This is a genomic window from Zobellia laminariae (assembly GCF_030553095.1).
Classification (GTDB): domain Bacteria; phylum Bacteroidota; class Bacteroidia; order Flavobacteriales; family Flavobacteriaceae; genus Zobellia; species Zobellia laminariae.
Map to the genome: position 1 here is coordinate 1,407,732 of NZ_CP130738.1, position 20,911 is coordinate 1,428,642.

General features: G+C 36.2%; 14 protein-coding genes and 3 pseudogenes. 2 read left to right on the forward strand and 15 right to left on the reverse strand.

What is annotated here, in order from left to right; translation table 11 throughout:
- Positions 1 to 58: 58 nt before the first annotated feature.
- The 15 genes and pseudogenes from Q5W13_RS06715 to mutY all read right to left on the reverse strand — a co-directional run bounded on the left by Q5W13_RS06715 (position 59) and on the right by mutY (position 18,529).
- The gene (locus Q5W13_RS06715; RefSeq protein WP_304445797.1) at positions 59 to 1,381 is read right to left on the reverse strand and encodes a vanadium-dependent haloperoxidase; all 1,323 of its coding nucleotides are present in this window, start codon (positions 1,379 to 1,381) and stop codon (positions 59 to 61) included.
- On the reverse strand, positions 1,368 to 4,898 hold the full coding sequence (locus tag Q5W13_RS06720; RefSeq protein WP_304445798.1) for a VCBS repeat-containing protein: 3,531 nt from the start codon (positions 4,896 to 4,898) through the stop codon (positions 1,368 to 1,370). Before Q5W13_RS06720 ends, Q5W13_RS06715 begins: the two co-directional genes overlap by 14 nt.
- A complete protein-coding gene (locus Q5W13_RS06725) occupies positions 4,895 to 6,457 on the reverse strand; it encodes an FG-GAP repeat domain-containing protein (protein ID WP_304445799.1) in 1,563 nt (520 codons plus the stop codon). The genes Q5W13_RS06720 and Q5W13_RS06725 overlap by 4 nt, the downstream gene beginning before the upstream one ends.
- Positions 6,457 to 6,984 carry an ASPIC/UnbV domain-containing protein gene (locus Q5W13_RS06730; RefSeq protein WP_304445800.1) on the reverse strand — a complete coding sequence of 176 codons (528 nt, stop codon included), beginning with the start codon at positions 6,982 to 6,984 and terminating at the stop codon, positions 6,457 to 6,459. Before Q5W13_RS06730 ends, Q5W13_RS06725 begins: the two co-directional genes overlap by 1 nt.
- A gap of 12 nt (positions 6,985 to 6,996) precedes the next feature.
- Positions 6,997 to 7,083: pseudogene (locus tag Q5W13_RS24700) on the reverse strand (hypothetical protein); the annotation flags it as partial.
- The gene (locus Q5W13_RS06735) at positions 7,079 to 8,323 is read right to left on the reverse strand and encodes an FG-GAP repeat domain-containing protein (RefSeq protein ID WP_304445801.1); all 1,245 of its coding nucleotides are present in this window, start codon (positions 8,321 to 8,323) and stop codon (positions 7,079 to 7,081) included. The gene Q5W13_RS06735 and the pseudogene Q5W13_RS24700, both read right to left, overlap by 5 nt.
- 189 nt (positions 8,324 to 8,512) lie before the next feature.
- Positions 8,513 to 8,989: a RagB/SusD family nutrient uptake outer membrane protein gene (locus tag Q5W13_RS06740; protein ID WP_304445802.1), complete on the reverse strand. Its 477-nt coding sequence runs from the start codon at positions 8,987 to 8,989 to the stop codon at positions 8,513 to 8,515.
- Position 8,990: 1 nt separating this feature from the next.
- A complete protein-coding gene (locus tag Q5W13_RS06745; RefSeq protein ID WP_304445803.1) occupies positions 8,991 to 10,046 on the reverse strand; it encodes a RagB/SusD family nutrient uptake outer membrane protein in 1,056 nt (351 codons plus the stop codon).
- Between the two features lie 43 nt (positions 10,047 to 10,089).
- Positions 10,090 to 11,436, reverse strand: a pseudogene (locus Q5W13_RS06750) (SusC/RagA family TonB-linked outer membrane protein); the annotation flags it as partial.
- A 38-nt stretch (positions 11,437 to 11,474) separates the two neighbouring features.
- Positions 11,475 to 13,034 carry a SusC/RagA family TonB-linked outer membrane protein gene (locus Q5W13_RS06755; RefSeq protein ID WP_304445804.1) on the reverse strand — a complete coding sequence of 520 codons (1,560 nt, stop codon included), beginning with the start codon at positions 13,032 to 13,034 and terminating at the stop codon, positions 11,475 to 11,477.
- A gap of 537 nt (positions 13,035 to 13,571) precedes the next feature.
- Entirely contained in the window at positions 13,572 to 14,585 is a 1,014-nt protein-coding gene (locus Q5W13_RS06760) for a GntR family transcriptional regulator (RefSeq protein WP_304445805.1), read from the reverse strand.
- A 267-nt stretch (positions 14,586 to 14,852) separates the two neighbouring features.
- Positions 14,853 to 15,407, reverse strand: a complete 555-nt coding sequence (gene gldD, locus Q5W13_RS06765; protein WP_304445806.1) for a gliding motility lipoprotein GldD — start codon at positions 15,405 to 15,407, stop codon at positions 14,853 to 14,855.
- Positions 15,394 to 16,711: pseudogene (locus tag Q5W13_RS06770) on the reverse strand (gliding motility-associated protein GldE). The gene gldD and the pseudogene Q5W13_RS06770 overlap by 14 nt, the downstream one beginning before the upstream one ends.
- A 176-nt stretch (positions 16,712 to 16,887) precedes the next feature.
- A complete protein-coding gene (locus Q5W13_RS06775; RefSeq protein WP_155597909.1) occupies positions 16,888 to 17,352 on the reverse strand; it encodes a single-stranded DNA-binding protein in 465 nt (154 codons plus the stop codon).
- Between the two features lie 130 nt (positions 17,353 to 17,482).
- The gene (mutY, locus tag Q5W13_RS06780) at positions 17,483 to 18,529 is read right to left on the reverse strand and encodes an A/G-specific adenine glycosylase (protein WP_304445807.1); all 1,047 of its coding nucleotides are present in this window, start codon (positions 18,527 to 18,529) and stop codon (positions 17,483 to 17,485) included.
- 178 nt (positions 18,530 to 18,707) lie between these two features.
- Here mutY and Q5W13_RS06785 point away from each other — a divergent pair, with 178 nt between their 5' ends.
- Complete coding sequence (locus tag Q5W13_RS06785; RefSeq protein ID WP_038236075.1) at positions 18,708 to 18,998, forward strand: HU family DNA-binding protein; 291 nt, start codon at positions 18,708 to 18,710, stop codon at positions 18,996 to 18,998.
- Positions 18,999 to 19,286: 288 nt separating this feature from the next.
- Positions 19,287 to 20,834, forward strand: a complete 1,548-nt coding sequence (locus Q5W13_RS06790; RefSeq protein ID WP_162524576.1) for an Rne/Rng family ribonuclease — start codon at positions 19,287 to 19,289, stop codon at positions 20,832 to 20,834.
- The last annotated feature ends 77 nt before the right edge of the window (positions 20,835 to 20,911 follow it).

Consider the following 20,911-nt stretch of genomic DNA (forward strand, 5'->3'; position numbering starts at 1 on the left):
CTTATTAATAAAACTGTATATAATTTTTCAACTCCAACGCAAGCTATTTTATTAGTTATTATTCTAGAGTTAAGCGCTCTAAAACAAAACTACCTATTGCCCTACCCTGTTTTACACCAAGATCAATGGCCGGTCTATAGTGTATTCCTCCATACAATCTACTTATGGCAGCTTCTTCAGCTGCCTGATTAAATGATTGATAGCTTCTTACAGGAAGCCCGTATGGTACTTCAGTAGCATCAACAAAAGCATAATTATCACCAAAAATAGAAGTCAGAATTGTAGCGGCAGCGGAAGAAGCTACACTATGACCTGACGTGTGCTCAGGAAATGCAGGAGTCTGTAATATAGGAGCCCAATCAGGATCTATGTGTTCATTTATAAATGTTTCAGGCCTAGTTAGATTACTCTTATATTTCTGGTCCCAACAGCTAATGAAGGCATCAGCGATGGCAACACTAACTTTAGAAAGAGCAGTAGCTGATTCTAATAAAGAAGAGTTTTTCTCTTCTAAAATTTGGGCAGTAATATGTACCCAATGGCCACCATAAGGTGAAATTTGTTGTTGAAAATACATCACATGACCGTTCGTAGTTGAAATATTAGGATTACAATCCCAAAATTTGGCAATTTCTAGTTTGGTTGAATCTAAGTTGTTTACCGTTTCGTATACTTCACTAGCCTCTTCATAAAATTTAGAATCCTTTTCAGCATCAAAGGAAGTGGGAAGTCCCGGATCAAATTGACCCGCGGAATCTAATACAAAAGGTTTTATTGTTCTCCAATGCGGCTCAATAGCTTCCATATAGTCAGGCGGGGTAGGTTTCCAACGACCTGTGGTATCTGAAATACTAAATCTCGGCAACGCTGTTCTTTTTAAATATCCATCCTTGCTGGCACGAGCTAAAATTTCTTTCCCTAATTTTTTACCTAAAGAAACCGAGTTTTCATAGGTCTCCTTATCAATACCAATTTCTTGAACCTCTTTCAACAATTCTTGCTGTATGTTGTCAATCCTTTCTAAATCGAAGACGAGTGATTTGGCTACATCAGTAAAAGCTACCAAAGACGTCAATGGGTAGTAATAAGCCTTATTGGCTTCTGGTTCACTTAACTTATTTAAGTCATTTAATTGACCGCCTAGAGATTGTTTTGAGGCATCTTCAAACCGAATTCCTTCGTATGCCGCAATATTGGCATAGGCATAGATTCTACTTGCCACGGGTGGAGTGAATATGTCAGCAACGATTACGTCAGTAAGTTTACGATTGTAAGTCGAAATACTTCCTTCAAAATAAGCGTCAAGGCCTTCCTGATTATGTTCCGGCCCGCAAGATGAGATTACTATTAGAATAAAAAGTAGAAGACTACTTGATTTCACTTTTACTAAATACTGTTTTTGTTTTTCCTGATACATCAGTAAATTTTATTTCTTTTATTTTATTATAAGCTTGAATACTTCTAGAACTATTGGACAAATAGCCTGAACCGTAGTAGAATTCTTTTCTTACTTTCTTCCCATTTTCGAAAAAGATTTCTGCAAATAGCGTTTCTTTTTCTGCATTGATAATTTCGATGCTTTCTTCGGATGAATTTATTGTAAAAATATTCAATGGTCCATTGTTATTGGCAGCAATAATTTGCAAATCTCCCATGTTATTACGGATGCTAGCCAAACCACTTCCATCAAAATCATTTATGAATCCACTTTCCTTAAGAGACAGTGTTTCAAAACTACCATTACCCTTTCCTTTTAGAACTAATCCCTTCAAAGCATCATATCTTCCTGTAGCTACATCAGTTGAGTAAGAGTTGCCAGTTAAAATCACATCTTGATTACCATCTTGATTAAAATCTTCAATAACAATTCCTTCGATAGGAGCCATTTGAGCCGCTATTGGTAAATCACTTATTTTGAAGCTACCATTTCCTAAGTTTTCTACATAGCTACTAGCGAAATTATGACTTTTCACTACATAGGCATTTTCTAATTCTTCTGGTAAAAATGATTTTTCAAAAGGGGTTTCTGCGTATGATTTATAGGTTTTAAAACGTAATCGCATAGCACTTATTTGACCAATAAGCTCATCTCGAGAATGAGCAATATAGTTTTCGCCATCATTATAATAACACATTATTGGATCTATGCGACCATCTTTGTCATAGTCGTTAGCATAAATGGATAGCGGTTCATTTTCTGAAGCCTTGAATTTATTGTTTAACCCTTGATTACCAATAATATAGTCGATGTCTCCATCGCCATCAAAATCCCCTCCGTTAATACTATTCCACCAACCTTCTGTTTTTTTAAGTCCAGTTGTATTTGTAGCACGTATTAACTTGCCTTTTTCATTATGAAAAAATTCCACTTGCATGAATTCACCCACAACAATTAAGTCACTCCATCCATCGGAATCATAATCGGTCCAAAGTGCTGAGGTTACCATGGTTAGTTTATCCCAATCGCTAATTTGATTACTGATATCTCTAAACTTAATATTCTCTGCATCTTCATTGGCTAAATTCTCTAAGAGATAACTTTTAACCGGCATTGGATATTTACCAGGATTTACACGACCACCTACGAACAAATCTAAATCACCATCATGGTCAAAATCAACCGCGTTTACCGTTGATCCACTTATTTTGATTTGTGGTAAGGCATCTGATTTAAAAAAATTTCCAGAACCGTCATTTAGGTAAAGCCTGTCTTGATAAATAAAATCTTCGGTTAAAAGTACTCCGCCACTTACTATATAAAGATCTAGATAGCCATCATTATTGGCATCAAAGAAAAGGCTACCCAAATCCTCTTTACTTACATCAAATGGAATAGTGGATTTGCTAAAAGTTGCATCTTTATTTTGTACGAAAAATTCTCCAAATTGACCAGAACCACCACCCACATAAAAATCTTCTAGACCATCAGCATTATAATCCCCGACAGCTATACCGGGGCCATTTCTTGATGCCATGTGCGGCAAAATGGGCTGAATTTTGAAATCAATCATACCATCTTCGATATGATTAAAGTCAATTTTTGACTTTTCAGTTGTTGACTTAAACCAAGTTTTATCTTGGCTGATTGTCTCTTTGCTTTCTAAAGTAACTTGATCAGTTTGTTTTATAAGTAACTGTTGGTCCGCTTTAATACCTGTTAGGTTTTGATAACTATTGTCTGGCCACCAAATTTCAATTCGCTCAACGACATTTTCTTTCCCTAATCCGAAATGCAGTATAGGATCTGTACTAGATTCATAGCCCCTACTCAAGAAATTTTCCTCAAACTGCGTACTGGTTTTTGTGGTTATTTTAACCTTGGCTCCAATACCCTGAAGATTTCCTTGCTTTCCTATTAACTGTATTCTAAGATAATGATTGATGGTATCGTTCAGAGTTCTATTTTCATAAACAAAAGCAGGTTGATTAACATTATTAACTACCAAGTCTAAATCACCATCATTGTCTAAATCAGCATATGCAGCACCATTTGAGCAGCTTGCATCTACTATTCCCCAATCTTCGGAAGTGTCTTCAAAAGTTGTATTGCCAGAATTACGATATGAATAATTCACCAGTTTAGCTGGAGGTAATTCTTGAATAGATTTTAATTTTTGATTGATTTTCGCTTCTCGCTCACCAAGTGGATTGTCGTATATGTTTTGATAGTGAATGTAGTCAAGGTTTCCTAAATCCCTTAAAAATCCATTTGTAATATAAATATCTTTATACCCATCGTTGTCATAGTCAGCAAGAAGCGTACTCCAGCTCCAATCAGTACTACTTATACCAGCCATATTGCCAATTTCACTAAACTCACCTTCACCCATATTTAGCTGCATGGTATTTCTGCTGTACTGTGCCTGATAACCTGCATTGAGCATCATTTGAAAGCGGTCATAACCGGTAGACGAAATAATCAGTTTTTGCCGCTCATTATCTTCCGGTCTCATGTCGAGTACCATTATATCGGGTTTACCGTTATTGTCAATATCTGAAACACCGTTGCCCATACCGGCGTAAGATGTATGATTCATGTATTCTGTAATCTCATCTTTAAAGGTGCCGTCGCCTTTATTTATGTATAGAATATCATTACCAACAAAATCATTTGAAATATAAATATCTGGCCAAGAATCATTATTGATATCTGAGATGGCAACACCTAAGCCGTAACCTTCTACTAAAATTCCAGCTTCTAGAGATACATCTGTAAATTTTCCATTGCCTTCGTTTCGATAAAGTCGGTCATTACTTATTGATTTCCCATCTAGTTTTCTAGGATTGCTGGAATTCACTTGATGTTCATAAGCAGCAGGATTAACCAATAAATACAAGTCTAAATCACCGTCCTTGTCATAATCAAAAAATGCTGAATGCATGGATTGCCTTGTGTCTGCAAGACCGTATTCTTTTGCTTTTTCAGTAAAAGTAATTTCACCTGAATTTGACGAAGGGCCATTATTGATGTAAAGTAGGTTGGCGCGTTTTGATTCTTCGGCTCCGCCAGAAACTGCTATATAAATATCTAGAAAACCATCTTGATTGATATCAATAATTGATGCTCCAGTGCCCCAGCTATTATTCAAAAGACCAGCCTTTTTAGAAATATCTTCAAATTTTAAATCACCTTTATTTAGATATAATCGCCCTGAAACCATGTTGCCACTAAAATAAACATCAGTTAAGCCATCATTGTTCACATCACCTACAGCAACTCCGGCTCCCGTATAAATATTCATGTATTTAAATACATTAATACTGTCGTTTTCTGTAATAAGGTTATTGAAATCTATTCCTGTATCAGACGGATTCAATAATTTAAAACGCTTCGGTTTTTTGGTTTCACAAGAGGTCAAAAGAACTACACTTGCCAATAGAAGTATTAGATTTCTCATTGAACTGTAAGGATTTCGGTAGCGTTACCTTCAAAATCTAATATTCTAACGGAAACAGCGTTCTGCGGGATAACTAGTTTACGACTACCTTGCGACAAATATCCGGTTCCATAATAAAATTCTATCTTTTGTTTTTTACCGTTTTCGTATTCAATGAGTGCATAGGCATCTTTGTTTTTAGGCGAATATACCTTTTGCGCCCTGCTTAGCTTTTTATGAACTTTAAGGTTGCCATCATTTACACTAGAAATAATCAGCTCATCGTTTGTAGTAAACAATTTTACTTGTCCTTTTGCATCTGCCTGAACAAAGAAGCCACTTTTATCAACATTAACTGAATTAAAGTGACCTGTACCGTTACCTTCAAGTAATGTTCCTATGGAAGCATCATACCGACCCGCGAAAGTTTCTCCACTATAAAAATTACCAATAGCTAAAACGTCCAAATTGCCATCGTCATTAAAATCACTAATTGTGGTACTGTATATAGGAGCAATTTGAGATGTTCTTGGAAGATCACTAATTTTAAATTTGCCTCCGCCTGTATTTTCTAAGTAAGCATTCGCAAAAGTTTCGCTTTTAACTACATATGCATTTTTTATTTCTTCTTTAGTGAATGATTCTTCAAATGTAGCTTTTGAATAATCTTCAAATGTTCTGAATCGCCCTCGCATGGCATTTATTTGGTCGATGAGGTCACTTCTTGAGTGCGCTACGTAGTTTTTACCGTTGTTGTAATAGCACATCACAGGGTCAATTCTTCCATTTTTGTCATAATCGCTTGCATAAATGCATAAAGGTTCTTTAGCATTTGCTTTATACCGACTATTAAGTCCTAAATTACCTAGGATATAGTCAGTGTCACCGTCATTATCAAAATCCCCTGCATTGATACTATTCCACCAGCCATGGGTATTTTTCAATCCTGTTTCACTGGTCACTTCTTTTAGTTTACCTAAGTCGTTTTGAAAGAAGCGGATTGCCATAAACTCACCTACAACGATAAGATCAAGCCAAGAATCGTTATTGAAATCAGTCCACAACGAAGCCGTCACCATGCCAAGATTGGAAAACGTTTTGGAAATAGGTTGATTATCTTTTTCAAATTTAATATTGCTGGGAGTGCTTTCATTTTTTAATAATACACTTTCAGGAGCCATAGGGTATTCCCAAGGACGTATTCTGCCACCAATGAAAAGATCTAAGTCACCATCTTTATCGTAGTCTGCGGCGTTTACGGTAGCGCCACTAATATTTAATTCAGGAAGTGCATTGGTTTTAGTAAATGACCCAGAACCATCATTTTTATAGAAACGGTCTTGGTATAAGGTATCTCCAGTTTCATGCGATGAACCACCGCTTACTATATACAAATCTTGGTCACCATCTGAATCAGCATCCAAAAATAATGCTCCCATGTCTTCGTATAATTCATCTTGGAGGGGAATTTCCTTAAAAGTGCCGTCATTTTGTTGAATTTTTAGCGTCCCTGCTTGTCCAGCTGCACCTCCTATGAAAACATCTTCCAACTCATCTCCATTAACATCGGCAACAGCCATTAAGGTCCATTTTTTGAGTGCATATGGGGTAATAGGGGTTGAACTTTATAATCTACAAACTCATTTTCTTGATGTTTAAAATCTAGACCTATACTGTCAATTTCTTGAAATAATGCCAGACTACTTTTTTTTGCAGGTTTTATTAATTCAGATGCATCTTTTTGATGTAGAGTAATTTCTTGATTTACAGGTACATCTTTCAAAATTTGCTGAATACCATTAGGCCAAGTTACCTGTACACTATCTATTACATTTATATTGCCTATGCCAAAGTGAACAGATTGCTCAACAGTTGATAAGTACCCTCTATATGGGGTAAAGTATTGTTTTTGTAATTGTCCGTCGTAAAATAGCTCAACTTGACTTCCTAAGCCTTCAAGATTGGGTGCTTCTCCTTGAAATTTGAATTTTATATAATGTTTATTTTCGCCAATATTGGTGTTGTTTTTTAAAATGCTAGCGTGCTCGTCAATGTTATTTATCACCAAATCTAAATCACCGTCATTGTCTAAGTCGGCATAAGCCATGCCACTTGAATAAGTAGGCGTAATAAATCCTGCCTCTTCAGAAATGTCGTCAAAAGTAAAATCACCCTTGTTTTTATATAAGTAATTGTGCTTCTTAATGCCAAGGTAATTTGCCTAGTGCTGCTATACGTTCTTTTCTATTGGCCTCTTCAGTACCCATTGTTAATATTCGGTTACCATATACCATAAAATCTAAATTGGTAATATCTTGTCGGTACCCATTGGTAATACACAAATCCTTTAAGCCGTCATGGTCATAATCGAATAGCAATGCGCTCCAACTCCATTCTGTTCCCGAGATACCAGCTATCTGACCTACTTCACTAAAAGAACCATTACCGTTGTTAAGCTGCAACGTATTTCTAATATATTGAGGTTGATACCCGTCTTTAATGCTTTTTTCAAATACATCATAGCGATTTCCAGCCATAGTAAGTTTCCAGCGTTCATTATCTGGAGGCAGCATATCTAAAACTATAACGTCCATATTTCCGTCGTTATTAATGTCTCCGATATCATGACCCATTCCATTATAAGTTAGATGTTTGAAATACTTTTTGTTTTCATTTTTAAAAGTTCCGTTTTGTTGATTGATATATAATAAGTCATCCGTAAGAAAATCATTGGATACATATACATCTGGCCATCCATCGGTATTAATATCACAGATTTCAACACCCAAACCAAAGCCTTCAATTAAAATTCCTGAATCGGCTGAAACATCTGTAAAAGTTTGGTCACCGTTATTGCGATATAGTTTATCTACCGAAGGTGATTTGCCAGATCTATCTTTTGGTCGTGATACGTTACGGTTATAATCTACTAAGTCATTACTTAATACATACAAATCTAAATCACCGTCAGAATCATAATCAAAGAAAGCAGATTGTACTGAATAGCCAGTATCTGCTATACCCCAAATTGCTGCTTTTTCTTCAAACTCTATCTTTCCCGTCTCCTTTGTTTTATTAATAAACAATAGGTTTTGTCTTTCGTTGGCTTTAGAGCTTCTTGGCCCACCTTTACTAATATAAATATCCTTGTAACCATCTTGGTTAATGTCTACTATTGCAACTCCGTTAGACCAATTAGATGATCCGGATTTAGAAGATTCAGTAATGTCATCAAATTTAAAATCACCTAAATTTTTATACAATCGATTACTATTCATATTGCCGATGAAATAGATATCTTGTAAACCGTCGTTGTCAAAATCAGCAGTTGCAACACCAGCCCCGTTATACATGTATTCAAAGTCTAATACACTTAGGCTGTCGGAGTATGTTAAGTTGTTTGAAAAAGTAACACCTGTGTTATCTGGGTTCAATGCTTCAAACAAATTATTATTATTCTTGCATGAAACGAATAATACAATGACTGAAAACAAGAAATACGGGAGCTTCCCTTTGAATTTATAGTGCATGTTCTAACAAAATATAAACAATATGTTTGTATTGCAAATAAAAGAATCCAATCTAAGAGATTGGATTCTTTATATCAATTAAATCATAAAATATTTTAATGCATTTTAGTAACCTGCATTCTGGGTCATAAGACCTCCTGAACGATCTATTTCAGAAAGAGGAAAAGGAAATACCTCAAGTTTTGGATCCCAAGAAGAACCAAAGATAGTTGGACCTAAATCCCATCTTACAATATCAAACCAACGGTGTGGTTCAAACGCCATTTCAACTCTCTTTTCTTGCATCATTGCTGCTAAAGGGTCTGAATTCATAGGAGCAGTTAAACCTGCTCTATCTCTAATATCCTGAATCTGTTGAACCGCGATACTAACATCACCACCCCCTCTAATCAATGCTTCAGCATATAATAATTTCAATTCAGCAAATCTAAACCAGCGCTCGTTATTGAAATCGCCAACACCATTTGGTGAATAATTAGCCGCAACCATATTTGTCTGACCCCGATACTTTTTAAGAGAAAGACCATTAGACGACCATGTTGGATCATAGTCTAATACATTTAGAACTCCATAAGGACTCAATTTATAATAAGTTTCCTATTGGTAAATACTGGTTTCCAATCTTGTATCTCCTACCAAAAGCATCAACTAAATCTTGTGTTGGAATAAACCAACCTTGCGCTTGTGCAGGAGCACCATTTGCCGGATCCCAATACCACGCTCTACCTGAGCCTTGTGACCCCTTAAAATTTTCACTGTGATTATCATCAAAAACCCAAATATTATCATCAGAAAAAGGTCCTCCATATTGAATTTCAAAAATAGATTCTGAATTGTTTTCGTTGTTATATGCAAAAACATCATCATAAGAAGATGTCACAAGGCTATAAGGTCCGTTTTCAACAACATCACCTATTGCAGTTATTGCTGCTGGCCAATCTTCCTTAAATACATTTACTTTACCAATAAAAGACTTAGCTGCCCATGCGGTAGCTCTTCCTGTATTACCCCCGTCCCATACTTCCGGTAAACCAGCTGCAGCATCAGAAAAATCAGCAAGAATTTGAGCATATAACTCCCCAGCACCCGCATTTGGAAGCGCTAAGTTATTTAAATCCTTACCTACAGCAATAGCAATTGGAGAGGTTTCACCAAAAAGCTTTAAGGCTTGAAAATGGTAAAATGCTCTTAAAAACTTGGCTTCAGCAGCTAGAACAGTTTTGTCTTCTGCTGTTAACTCGTTCTCAGCATCTAAATTTTCAAGTACAATATTAGCTCTGTAAATACCTTCATAAATCTCACCGAACACAGCTTGAAAAGCTACATCAGCAGAGGTCACTTGAAGATTATCTGCCGCTCGAGTTCTTGTATCTCCAGAGTTGGCATCTACTTCAGCATCATCGGTAATAATCATTGAAATTTTCCAATACTCTCCCGTTTCCCCAAGAGTCTCGGTACTTGTACCGTAAAAATCTTGTAATGAGGAATAAGATGAGAATATTGCACCATCAAAATCTGCCCTAGTTTTGTAAAATGTGTCAGGGGTCACCCTGTCAAGAGGAGCTAAATCTAGCTCGTCTGCACAAGAATAGAAGCCAAAAATGGCAACTAAAAAGATATAAAAATTTATTTTTTTCATAATCAAGTATTTTTTGATTAAATAAAATTTAATGTTTTTTTATTTAAAAATTTACTGTTAAACCAATTTGGTAAGTCCTAGGTGCCGGACCAGTTCCTCCATCCTGACCGGTGGCAAGTGCGTCTGCTCCTTTTTGGAAACTTTGCGCACGTGTAACTTCAGGATCCCATCCTTTGTAACTAGTAAAAGTAGCAAGGTTTGAAGCTCCAAAATAAATTCGAAGGCCGTTAATAAAACCACCTGTCCAATTTCCAAGATCCTCTCCAGGTATATTATACCCAATTTGAAGATTCTGAATACGCAAATAATCCGCATCCTCTATCCAGCGATCAGAATAACGATTATTTTGATTAGGGTCATCAAGTGTCAATCTAGGCATATCGTTACTTGTTCCCTCACCCGTCCAACGATTTAAAACACGTGTGCTAAAGTTGTTTGTACTTCTAAGGTCTTCTATTTGACTACGAGCTGAATTATATACTTGCAAATCACCTACACCTCTAAAAACTAAAGCAAAATCAAAGTTTTTATAATTTGCATTAAAATTCATTCCATAAAAGTAATAAGGTATTGGACTACCTAAAATTGTTCTATCTTTAGGAGTAATCTCCCCATCTCCATTAACATCAACAAAACGAATATCATATGGTTCTGCTCCTTGTGATGAAGCGTCAGGCAGCGCACTTGACGCTTCCGAAGTATTTTGATAAAGACCATTTGTCTTATAACCGTAAAAATGACCAAGACTCTCACCAACTACAGTACGGTGTGTTTGACCCCCTCCAATACCTGAATTGATTGCAGTTACATCGCCTAAATCAGTTACTTCATTTTTAACAGTAGTAATATTTGCTCCAACACTATACGTAAAGTGATCACCTACTTCTCCTCTATAATCAACAGCTAATTCAACTCCGGAATTTTTAATAGACCCCAAATTAGAATCCGCACCATAGAAAATACCAGAAACTGATGGCAACGGAACAGCAAGCAATACATCATCACTTTCTTTGTTATAATAATCAGCAGTTATAGACATTCTACCCTGAAACAAACTAGCATCCAAACCAATATCAAATTGAGTACTAGTCTCCCAGGTAAGAGCCGCATTTGCAAATCTTGTTGGAGCAGGAGCTCTAACGACGGTTTGGTCATTACCAATTACATAAAAGATATTACTTTCAAGAGCTGGTTGATATGGAAAACTATCAGGTGTCTGCTGATTTCCCAATTGCCCCCATCCTGCACGTATTTTCAAATCATTAACAACCCCTTCAGTATTAAAAAACTCCTCAGATGAAATTCTCCAACCTAATGAAACCGATGGAAAAACACCAGACCGATTACCCTCTGCAAAACGAGAACTTGCATCTCTTCTAAAGTTTACGGTAGCAAGATACTTACCTTCATAATCATAATTAACACGGCCTAACCAACCTTGGAGCGTCCAAAGATCACCTTATGGGTAGCGGTTGAATTAAGACTTGTATATGCAAAATTAGGATTGAAAATGTTAGTACCTTGTACTCTTATTTTGTCAAACGTAAATTTTGTCTGTTCAAAACCAAGCAAGGCAGAAAAATTGTGTGACTCTCCAAAAGTTTTGTTATAACTTAAAGTTGCACCTGTAGTAAGCGTAAATTGTTTGGTAAGGTTTTGAACCCTTAGCGATTGCCTACCGCCTGTACCAATAAAATCGGCTGGTGTTTGATTAAAAAGACCTTCACCTGTAATATGGTCAACACCTACAGAAGCTTTTGCTTTTAAACCCTCTGCAAGTTCCAATTCACCGTAAAAATTTCCAAGTACTTGACGCACCTCTATAGTTGTTAAATTCACCCTTGGGTCATTTCTCCACAATGTATTTTGTGATCCATTACCAGCACCTATGTTGGCAATTGATTCTATATTGTAACCCAATGGCCCATTAATATCAAATGGTTGATAATAAGGTGCATTTCTCAACGAAATACCAGCAGAGTTAACCCCACCTCCCTCTGGTTGAACCTGTCTATCAGAATGACTAATAGCCAATGATTGTCCAAATTTTAAACGTTTACCTACTTTAAAATCAGAATTTGCCTTTAGAGAATATCGTTCGAAAGCCTGAGATTGTTCAATACCTTCTTGATCTAAATAACCACCAGAAATATAGTAGTTTGCATTTTCGTTACCGCCACTAGCACTTATGTTATGACTTTGAACGAAACCGGTTTTAAAAAACTCATCTTGCCAATCCACTTCCGGACTATTGGCAAACCCAGAGTAATCACGACCTAATTGACTTTGAATATCAATGTATTGAGAAACGTTTAGTACATCAATTTTTTCTCTTAATTCACTAAAAGCAGTATACCCACTATAGGTCATTTTACCAACACCACTTTTACCACGTTTTGTGGTCACAATTATAACTCCATTTGCACCTCTTGCTCCATAAATTGCGGCAGAAGCTGCATCTTTCAGTACTGTTATAGACTCAATATCATTTGGGTTTAGGCTAGCCAAAGGGTTAGAATCTGTAGTTGAAGAAGTATTTACCGTAATGTTTGTAGTTTGCACTAAAGGAATACCATCAATTACCCATAATGGATCGTTGACACCTGGAGAACCAACACCACGAATACGAACGTTGATTGGAGCTGCCGGATCACCACTACGATTAGCGATGTTAACACCCGCAATAGTTCCTGCCAATGCTTGATCAGGACTAGTTAACGGTTTTGTGCCAATTTCGTCGGCGCCAATTGAACCTACAGCACCAGTTAGATTTCCTTTTTTCTGCGTTCCATAACCTACGACAACAACCTCAGTTAGAGCCTGCGCATCTTCAGATAAGATAACATTAATAGTGGTTCGGCCATCAATAGCCACTTCTTGTTTAGAGAATCCTACATAGGAAAACACCAAAGCAGAGCTACCTTCCGGCACCTCTATACTATAGTTTCCATCAAAATCGGAAACACTTCCTACGGTTGTGCCTTTCACCAAGACATACATAAGGCAGAACACCTTGGTCGTCAGAAGTAGTACCTGAAATTGTGGTTTGTGCGCACAAAGATGCAACACTGAAGAAAAACAAAGCTGCAATCACGAAACCATGTGATCGAACCCTATTGAATCTCTTAAAATTCTGGTTCATAATGAGTAGTTTAAGTTAGTATTAAAAAAATTGAGTTAGTAATCTTGTTCATAGTCTACCTCTCCAACTTAGAGAGTGTTAAGAAAGACATAAAACAATATTGAGCATACCATTACATAAATTTACTTTAACATTAATCTTATACAATTTACCCCCTTTTTTTGATAATACCAGAATTCAAGAAGTATAAATACAATAATATTTAACAGTTTTAAGAAAATCTATGCTACTCTATGCTATAAAGCAAAAATAAGAATTTTTTTGATACGATAGACAAAAATCTAGCATGTTAAATAAGAAATAATCAATTTAAGGCCTTAAAATTATATAATTTTAAATTTAGAGAGGTAACTTTTGCAGTAAACACAGCCTAAAAAAAGGTGTTACAAAGAATTGCGCTTAAACAGTTTTGATGTAACTATAGTTTGAGAAACCATATTGTTTTTAACGTGATGTGCAGCCATTGTGGCCATATCTTTAAAATCTGTAGAAATGGTTGTGATGCCTCCAAAGGCAATTTCTTTTATAATATGGTCATTATGGGATAGAACACCCACATCTTTCCCTACTACTAACCCAGAATTATGACAATCTTTAAGCAATTCCCAAAGTGAAGCATCATTAATAAAAAAGTAGATTGACCCTTTTTCTAGCGAGCCTTCTACGTAATCCTCCAATACAACACCATTTAAACCGTAATCTGCCACGAACCTATGAAATGCCATTAAAATCCCCCTTGGGTAATCTTTATTCTCAGCATAGAAAAGCACTATTTTCTTATACTTTTGTATCTGCGGAAGCAACTCTATTAGTTTATCAAAAGTTGTTGCCTCAAATTCCTGTGCGATGTAGGAATATTCTTCAGTCATAGGCAAATACCGGTCAACAATTAAAAGCTTTTGGGGTTCAATAGATTCAAGAAGCGGTCTTATTACCGAGTTAGGAATTGGTGCCACTACGTACATTCCGTACTTACCACGAATGTTATTAAAAATAGTTTCAAAAATGGCAACATTGTTATGATGAAAAAAGACATCTATTTGATAGCGATCTCCTAATTCTTTTCTAAACGTATTATAAAAATCTTCTTGAAAACGCTGAAATGAGAATAAAAGCAATGCAATTCTTAGAGTTACTTTTGTTTCATCACTAATGATAAAGTACCCTTTCAATTTTTTAGACTCTACCAAGCCTCTCTCCTTTAACTCCTCGTAAGCTTTAACGATTGTCTTTCTTGCATAGCCTATATCGCCTACCATTTTATTTATTGATGGTAATTTATCTCCCACAGAAAGCTCCCCGGAATCCAAAGCTTCAATTACACCATGCACTAATTGTTCGTGCTTTGTTAAACTATTTACTTCTTTTAGTCGATGGATTATATGGAGTAACGACATTAGGTAATATTAAAAATTAAAAACTTCGGCGAATTTGTAAGTATAATAATACAAATCTATCATAATAAACTTCTAATATCATGATTTTTACTATACAAATAAAAAAATAAATGTTTTGCATGAAAACAATTATCCATTTCATTTTAAGAAAAATGTCTAATCGATTATAAATAAATTTAAATCAACTTAACACCTAAAGTCAAATAAGAGAATGATTTTACGAGCAGGCCAAAGGTCTTATACACCAAAAACTAAGCTATTTCTATATTACTTTTTCCATCTTAAACTCTCCATAATTCCACGAATATCATTCTGAAGATAAGCTGCTGCCGGATAAATGGAATCATAATTAGGCCGTGTATAGAAATACAACGAGCCTGTCACAAAATTATCAGTACTATCAGTAACATAAAATTGCGCTTGTGAGGCTGCATTACCGCTAACCTCAAAGAACATACCGTAAACTCCATTTTCGTCGTTCACAAAGGGCTGTTCTGCTATACCGTCTGCCTTTACGGCATGCTCATAACTTAACCTTTGAGCATCAGAAAGTAGTTTTTGAACATTGTTCTCTACTTTTTTATAATTAATGTAGATTTCCCCCTTCATCTCGGGATACCCTAAGACCAGAGAAGTCCTTGTTTTACTTTTTACATTAGCTTGGGTATTATATTTAAAAGAGAAATAATCAGTCTCTAACTCTCCCTGTTTTGGCGCCCCATACTCTAGTCTAAGTTGGGCTTTAGGCTTAGGCAGAACCTCTTCATTACAGCCAACAGCCAAAATAAAAACTATTAAAAGAAACAAACTATATCTGTACATCTTGGGGCAACGTTATTTTTATTTGCTTCAACCTCTTTTTGTCTAAGCTTTCCACTATAAACTGATATCCGTTAAATACAATTACTTCACCTCTCTTTGGAAAACTTCCAGCAATCTCAAGAACAAAACCAGCAATAGTCTCAGATTCTCCCTTCTGTTCTTCAAATTCGGTTTCGTTTTCAATTTTTGCTACTCGGTAAAAATCCTTCAAGGCAGTCTTACCATCAAAAACGTAATTAAAATCATCCAATTTTGAGAATATAAGGTCTTCATCATCAAACTCATCACTTATATCTCCAACTATCTCCTCTATAATATCCTCTAAGGTAACAATACCCGAAGTACCACCATATTCATCTACTACTACTGCCAAATGATTCTTCTTTTCCTGAAATTCCAACAACAAATCATCAAGCTTTTTATTCTCTGGAACAAAATATGGCTCTCGAATAAGTGTCATCCAATTAAAGGTCTTCCTGTCTATATAGGGCAACAAATCTTTAACGTAGAGCACTCCAAGAACATTGTCCATATGCTCCGAAAAAACTGGAATTCTAGAATAGCCGTGTTTTTTAATTTCACCCACTACCTCCAGAAACTTCATATCTTCACTAATCGCAAATATGTCTATACGAGGACGCATGACTTGCTTTGTGTCCGTGTTGCCAAATGTAACTATACCTTGCAGAATTTTTTGTTCTTCTTTAGTAGTATCGCCATCTGCAGTTAATTCTAAAGCTTGGGAAAGTTGATCGATACTTAAACCAGATTTTTGTTTACCCAATTTATTATACATAAAAAGAGTACCCGCTCTCATAGGAAGACTTAACGGGCTGAACAGAAAATCCAATACATTAAGAGGGTAGGACATTAAGTGTGCAAATGCTATTCTATTTCGGTTCGCGTATACTTTAGGCAAAATCTCTCCAAACATCAATATTAAAAAAGTAGCTACCACTACCTCCAAAAGAAACCTAACCCACTCCAATTCTACATTGGCAAATAATGAATTACCTATATTACTAAACAGCAATACCACGCCTATATTAATAGCATTATTTGCTATAAGAATAGTGGCCAGAAGTTTTTTGGGCCTCTCCAGAAGCTTAATGATTATATTACCCTTGACACTTGTTTTCTGCAATCTCATTGACCTCTGTCTGCGAAAGACCAAAGAAGGCCACCTCCGCACCCGATATTAGGGCAGATAACATTAATAATACAACAAGAATTGTGATTTCAAATGCAAACGCACCTGCAAGAGTAATAAAGTAAGGTACTAAGCTAAGGGGGTCAGGGTCCAACGGTCAGAAATTTAGTAGTAAACTGTGGTTTGTGAATATAACTTTAGCGCAAATCTCTGCTTGGTATATGGTAAGGCAAATTTTGAAAATGCCGTAAAACTACAATTGTCTGAATATGCTTTTGTCATACGTATTGATTGTATTTCTAGGGGTTTACTAAAAATACATATTTTTTTTTAGAAAGGAAGATCATCTTCTTGATCAGGACGAACTAAAGGAGCTGCTTTAGGGCTACTTGGTGTATTTGAAGCTGCATTTTGTTGCGGCTTTTGCCCTCCAGATTGCTGGTTTGCCATACTTTCTTTCTTTGTAGAAAGAAATGTAAAATCCTGCACATGAACTTCTGTGCTGTAACGGGTATTACCATCTTCACCTTGCCACTGGCGGTTTTTCAAACGACCCTCAACATAAACCTTATCGCCTTTACTCAAATACTTTTCGCATATTTCCGCTGCCTTGTTCCTAACAACAATATTATGCCAGTCTGTATTAGTAACGCGTTCCCCAGTTTGTTTATTGGTATAGGTTTCATTAGTAGCAATTGGGAAGCGACCAATGGCCCCTCCTCCTTCAAAATAATGCATTTTGACTTCATCACCTAAGTGGCCAATCAACATTACTTTATTTAACGTACCGCTCATAATCTCCTTTTTTGCAATTTGAATCTACAAATATACTCGTTTTTTAGCCTTGATTACTACCAGTTTCATCAACGATATTCAAATTTAACCTATCCCTTAACAGAAATTAATACTGCGCAAGAGGTCGTTATTAGAAATACTGTTTTTTAAAGCGCTCTAAAAAGTCGGCAATAAGAACGGGAACAGGATATTTCTCTACTTCCTCTAAAGAAATACTATCTATTACTCTTCCTTTTGTACGCACAATCCAAAATGTTGTATATAAATGTTGATGAGATAATTTATGGACAATGGCGTCCGTGTTGAATTTATCTACAGATATAATTTCTGGCTGATAATCAAAACTGCTTAGTTTCTGAGTAAAACTTTCTTCCAAAAGGCTTTCTTGAGACTCTAAGAGTGGAAATTGCCATAGATTCTGCCAAATTCCTTTCCCCTTTCGTTGCTCAAGTATCATTTTATTCTCTTCGGACATAAAAACAACGTAATTGAAATATCTATCACGAACTTTAGTCTTTTTTAGCTTTACCGGGAGCTCACCTACTTTGTTAGTTTGAAGCGCAATACAACTTTTATTCAACGGACATTCTTCACAATTTGGTTTTTTTGGCGAGCATTGAATTGCACCAAATTCCATGATACCTTGGTTATAATCACGAATGTTTTCCGCATTCATCACCTCTCGTGCTAACTTTTTGAAATATTTAACACCCTCAGTACTATTGATAGCTAAATCAACTCCAAAATAACGTGCTAAAACCCTGTAAACATTACCATCCACAACGGGTTCAGGCCTATCAAAACAGATAGAGGCTATAGCACTTGCGGTGTAGTCTCCAACCCCTTTAAGTTTCAATAGTTCCTTATAAGTATCAGGGAAATCACCCCCATACTCCCCCACTACCATCTTAGCTGTAGCATGTAAATTCCTTGCCCTAGAATAGTAGCCTAAACCTTGCCAAAGCTTTAAAACTTCCTCTTCTGAAGCGTTTGCCAAGTCATGAACTTTAGGGAAATTACCTATGAATTTCAGGTAGTACGGAGTACCCTGCACCACCCGTGTTTGTTGCAACATAATCTCCGAAAGCCAAATCTTGTACGGGTCCCGTGTACCCCTCCACGGTAGGGTTCTTTTATTTTCATCGTACCAAACAAGAATTCTTTCTGAAAAAGTCATTTTTATAACTGCTATGCGACAAAATTAACGGTTTATAAACCGATATGGGCCTTTCAAAATGAGCATAAATTGAAAAGTGATGGTGAACGACTTAAAATTAACCCTTTAGCACGAAAGATTGATTTTAATTTATATATTTGCATCCCAAAAAAATTATACTGAAAATTTAACACGAAAGATGACGAAAGCAGAAATTGTATCGAAAATCTCAGACAAGCTGGGAATTGAAAAAGGAGACGTACAGGCTACAGTTGAGAGTTTTATGGAAGAAGTGAAATCTTCTTTGGAAAGTGGAGACAATGTGTATCTTCGCGGTTTCGGTAGTTTTATTATTAAAACTAGAGCCGAGAAAACTGGAAGGAACATTAGCAAGAACACGACAATTAAAATACCGGCACATAATATTCCTGCATTTAAACCTGCAAAGGTTTTTGTAGAAGGTGTCAAAAGCAACGTACAAGTAAAATAAATATACTAACTTAAAGTAGAATTTTATGCCGAGTGGTAAGAAGAGAAAGAGACATAAGGTAGCTACCCACAAACGCAAAAAGCGTAGGAGAGCTAACAGACACAAGAAGAAATAATTGCTAGGGGTTGAAAATTTTCAACCCCTTTGCTTGTTTTTTCACCCAAACGTTCATTGACATAGAGATTTCAGAAAATCTCGGCGAATTATTGTGGTTCGTCTCAAATATTGTTTAATCGATTTGTCCACTTATTATTACTAGTAAGTGTTGACAAATACAAATACATTCAGGTGAATAGAGAATTAATCGTAAGATCAAGTTCTGATGCCGTCGATTTTGCCCTCTTAAAAGATGGAAAGCTCACTGAATTGCATAAAGAAGAAGACAACAACGATTTTTCCGTTGGTGATATATTCTTGGCAAAAGTTCGCAAACCCGTAACCGGTCTAAACGCAGCTTTTGTAAATGTTGGTTATGAAAAGGATGCTTTTTTGCATTATCATGACCTTGGCCCTCAATTGGCCACTATGCTAAAATTCATTAAGGGCGTGAGTTCCAATAAGATTACGGATTACTCACTAGCCAACTTTCCATTCGAAAAAGACATTGACAAGAATGGCGTAATTACAGACGTCATCAAAGCAAACCAGTCTTTATTGGTTCAAATCGTAAAAGAACCTATTTCTACCAAAGGACCAAGAATTAGCTCCGAACTTTCTATAGCGGGGCGTTATTTGGTAATGGTACCTTTTTCTGATCGTGTTTCCGTATCTCAAAAAATTGGAAGTAGCGAAGAAAAAGAAAGGTTAAAAATACTCGTAAGAAGTATCAAACCTAAAGGATTCGGGGTCATTATAAGAACAGTGGCCGAAGGCAAAAAAGTAGCGGAACTAGACAAAGACCTAGAAAATTTGTTGGCCAAATGGTCAACAATGTGTAAAAAATTGTACAAGGCTCACACGCCTTCAAAAGTGTTGGTTGAACTTAACAGGGCATCTTCTATCCTTAGGGATATATTCAATGATTCTTTTACAGGAATTGAAGTTGATAACGAGACCCTTTATGATCAAATCAAAGATTACGTGCTAGAAATAGCACCAGGAAAGGAATCCATAGTAAAACTGTATAATTCACCTGTTCCTATTTTTGAAAAATACGGAATTGAGCGACAGATTAAAACTTCTTTTGGCCGTACCGCCAGCATGAGCAAAGGTGCGTATCTAATTATTGAACATACCGAAGCGCTACACGTTGTAGATGTAAACAGTGGTAACCGTTCTAATAAGGCCAAAAATCAAGAAGATACTGCTTTAGAGGTCAATCTATTGGCCGCTTCAGAAATAGCCAGACAATTGCGCTTGCGTGATATGGGTGGTATTATCGTAGTCGATTTTATAGACATGGTAAAAGCACCACACAGGAAAAAACTTTTTGATCATCTCCGTGATGAAATGAAAGATGACCGTGCAAAGCACAAAATATTGCCTCCGAGCAAGTTTGGACTTATACAGATTACAAGACAACGGGTCCGGCCCGAAATGAACATTAAGACAACCGAGGAAAATCCGAATGGTAGTGGGAAAGAAATAGAAGCCCCAATAGTCTTAATAGACAAAATTAACGCCGACCTTGAAAAGTTGTTGAAAGGACCTAAGAAAGATAACGGGATTACACTTAACATTCATCCGTTTATCGCAGCCTATATTACTAAAGGCTTTCCTTCCATACGTTCTAAATGGTTCTTAGAACATAAGAAATGGATTAAAATACAACCTAGGGATGCGTATACGTATCTTGAATATCGTTTTAAAGATAAAGACGGTAAGACCATATATTAAAATATTAAAGCGACCTTCGGCAACGATGGTCGCTTTTTTTATGCCTTATATTTAGATGTAAACAGTCACCTTTCTTT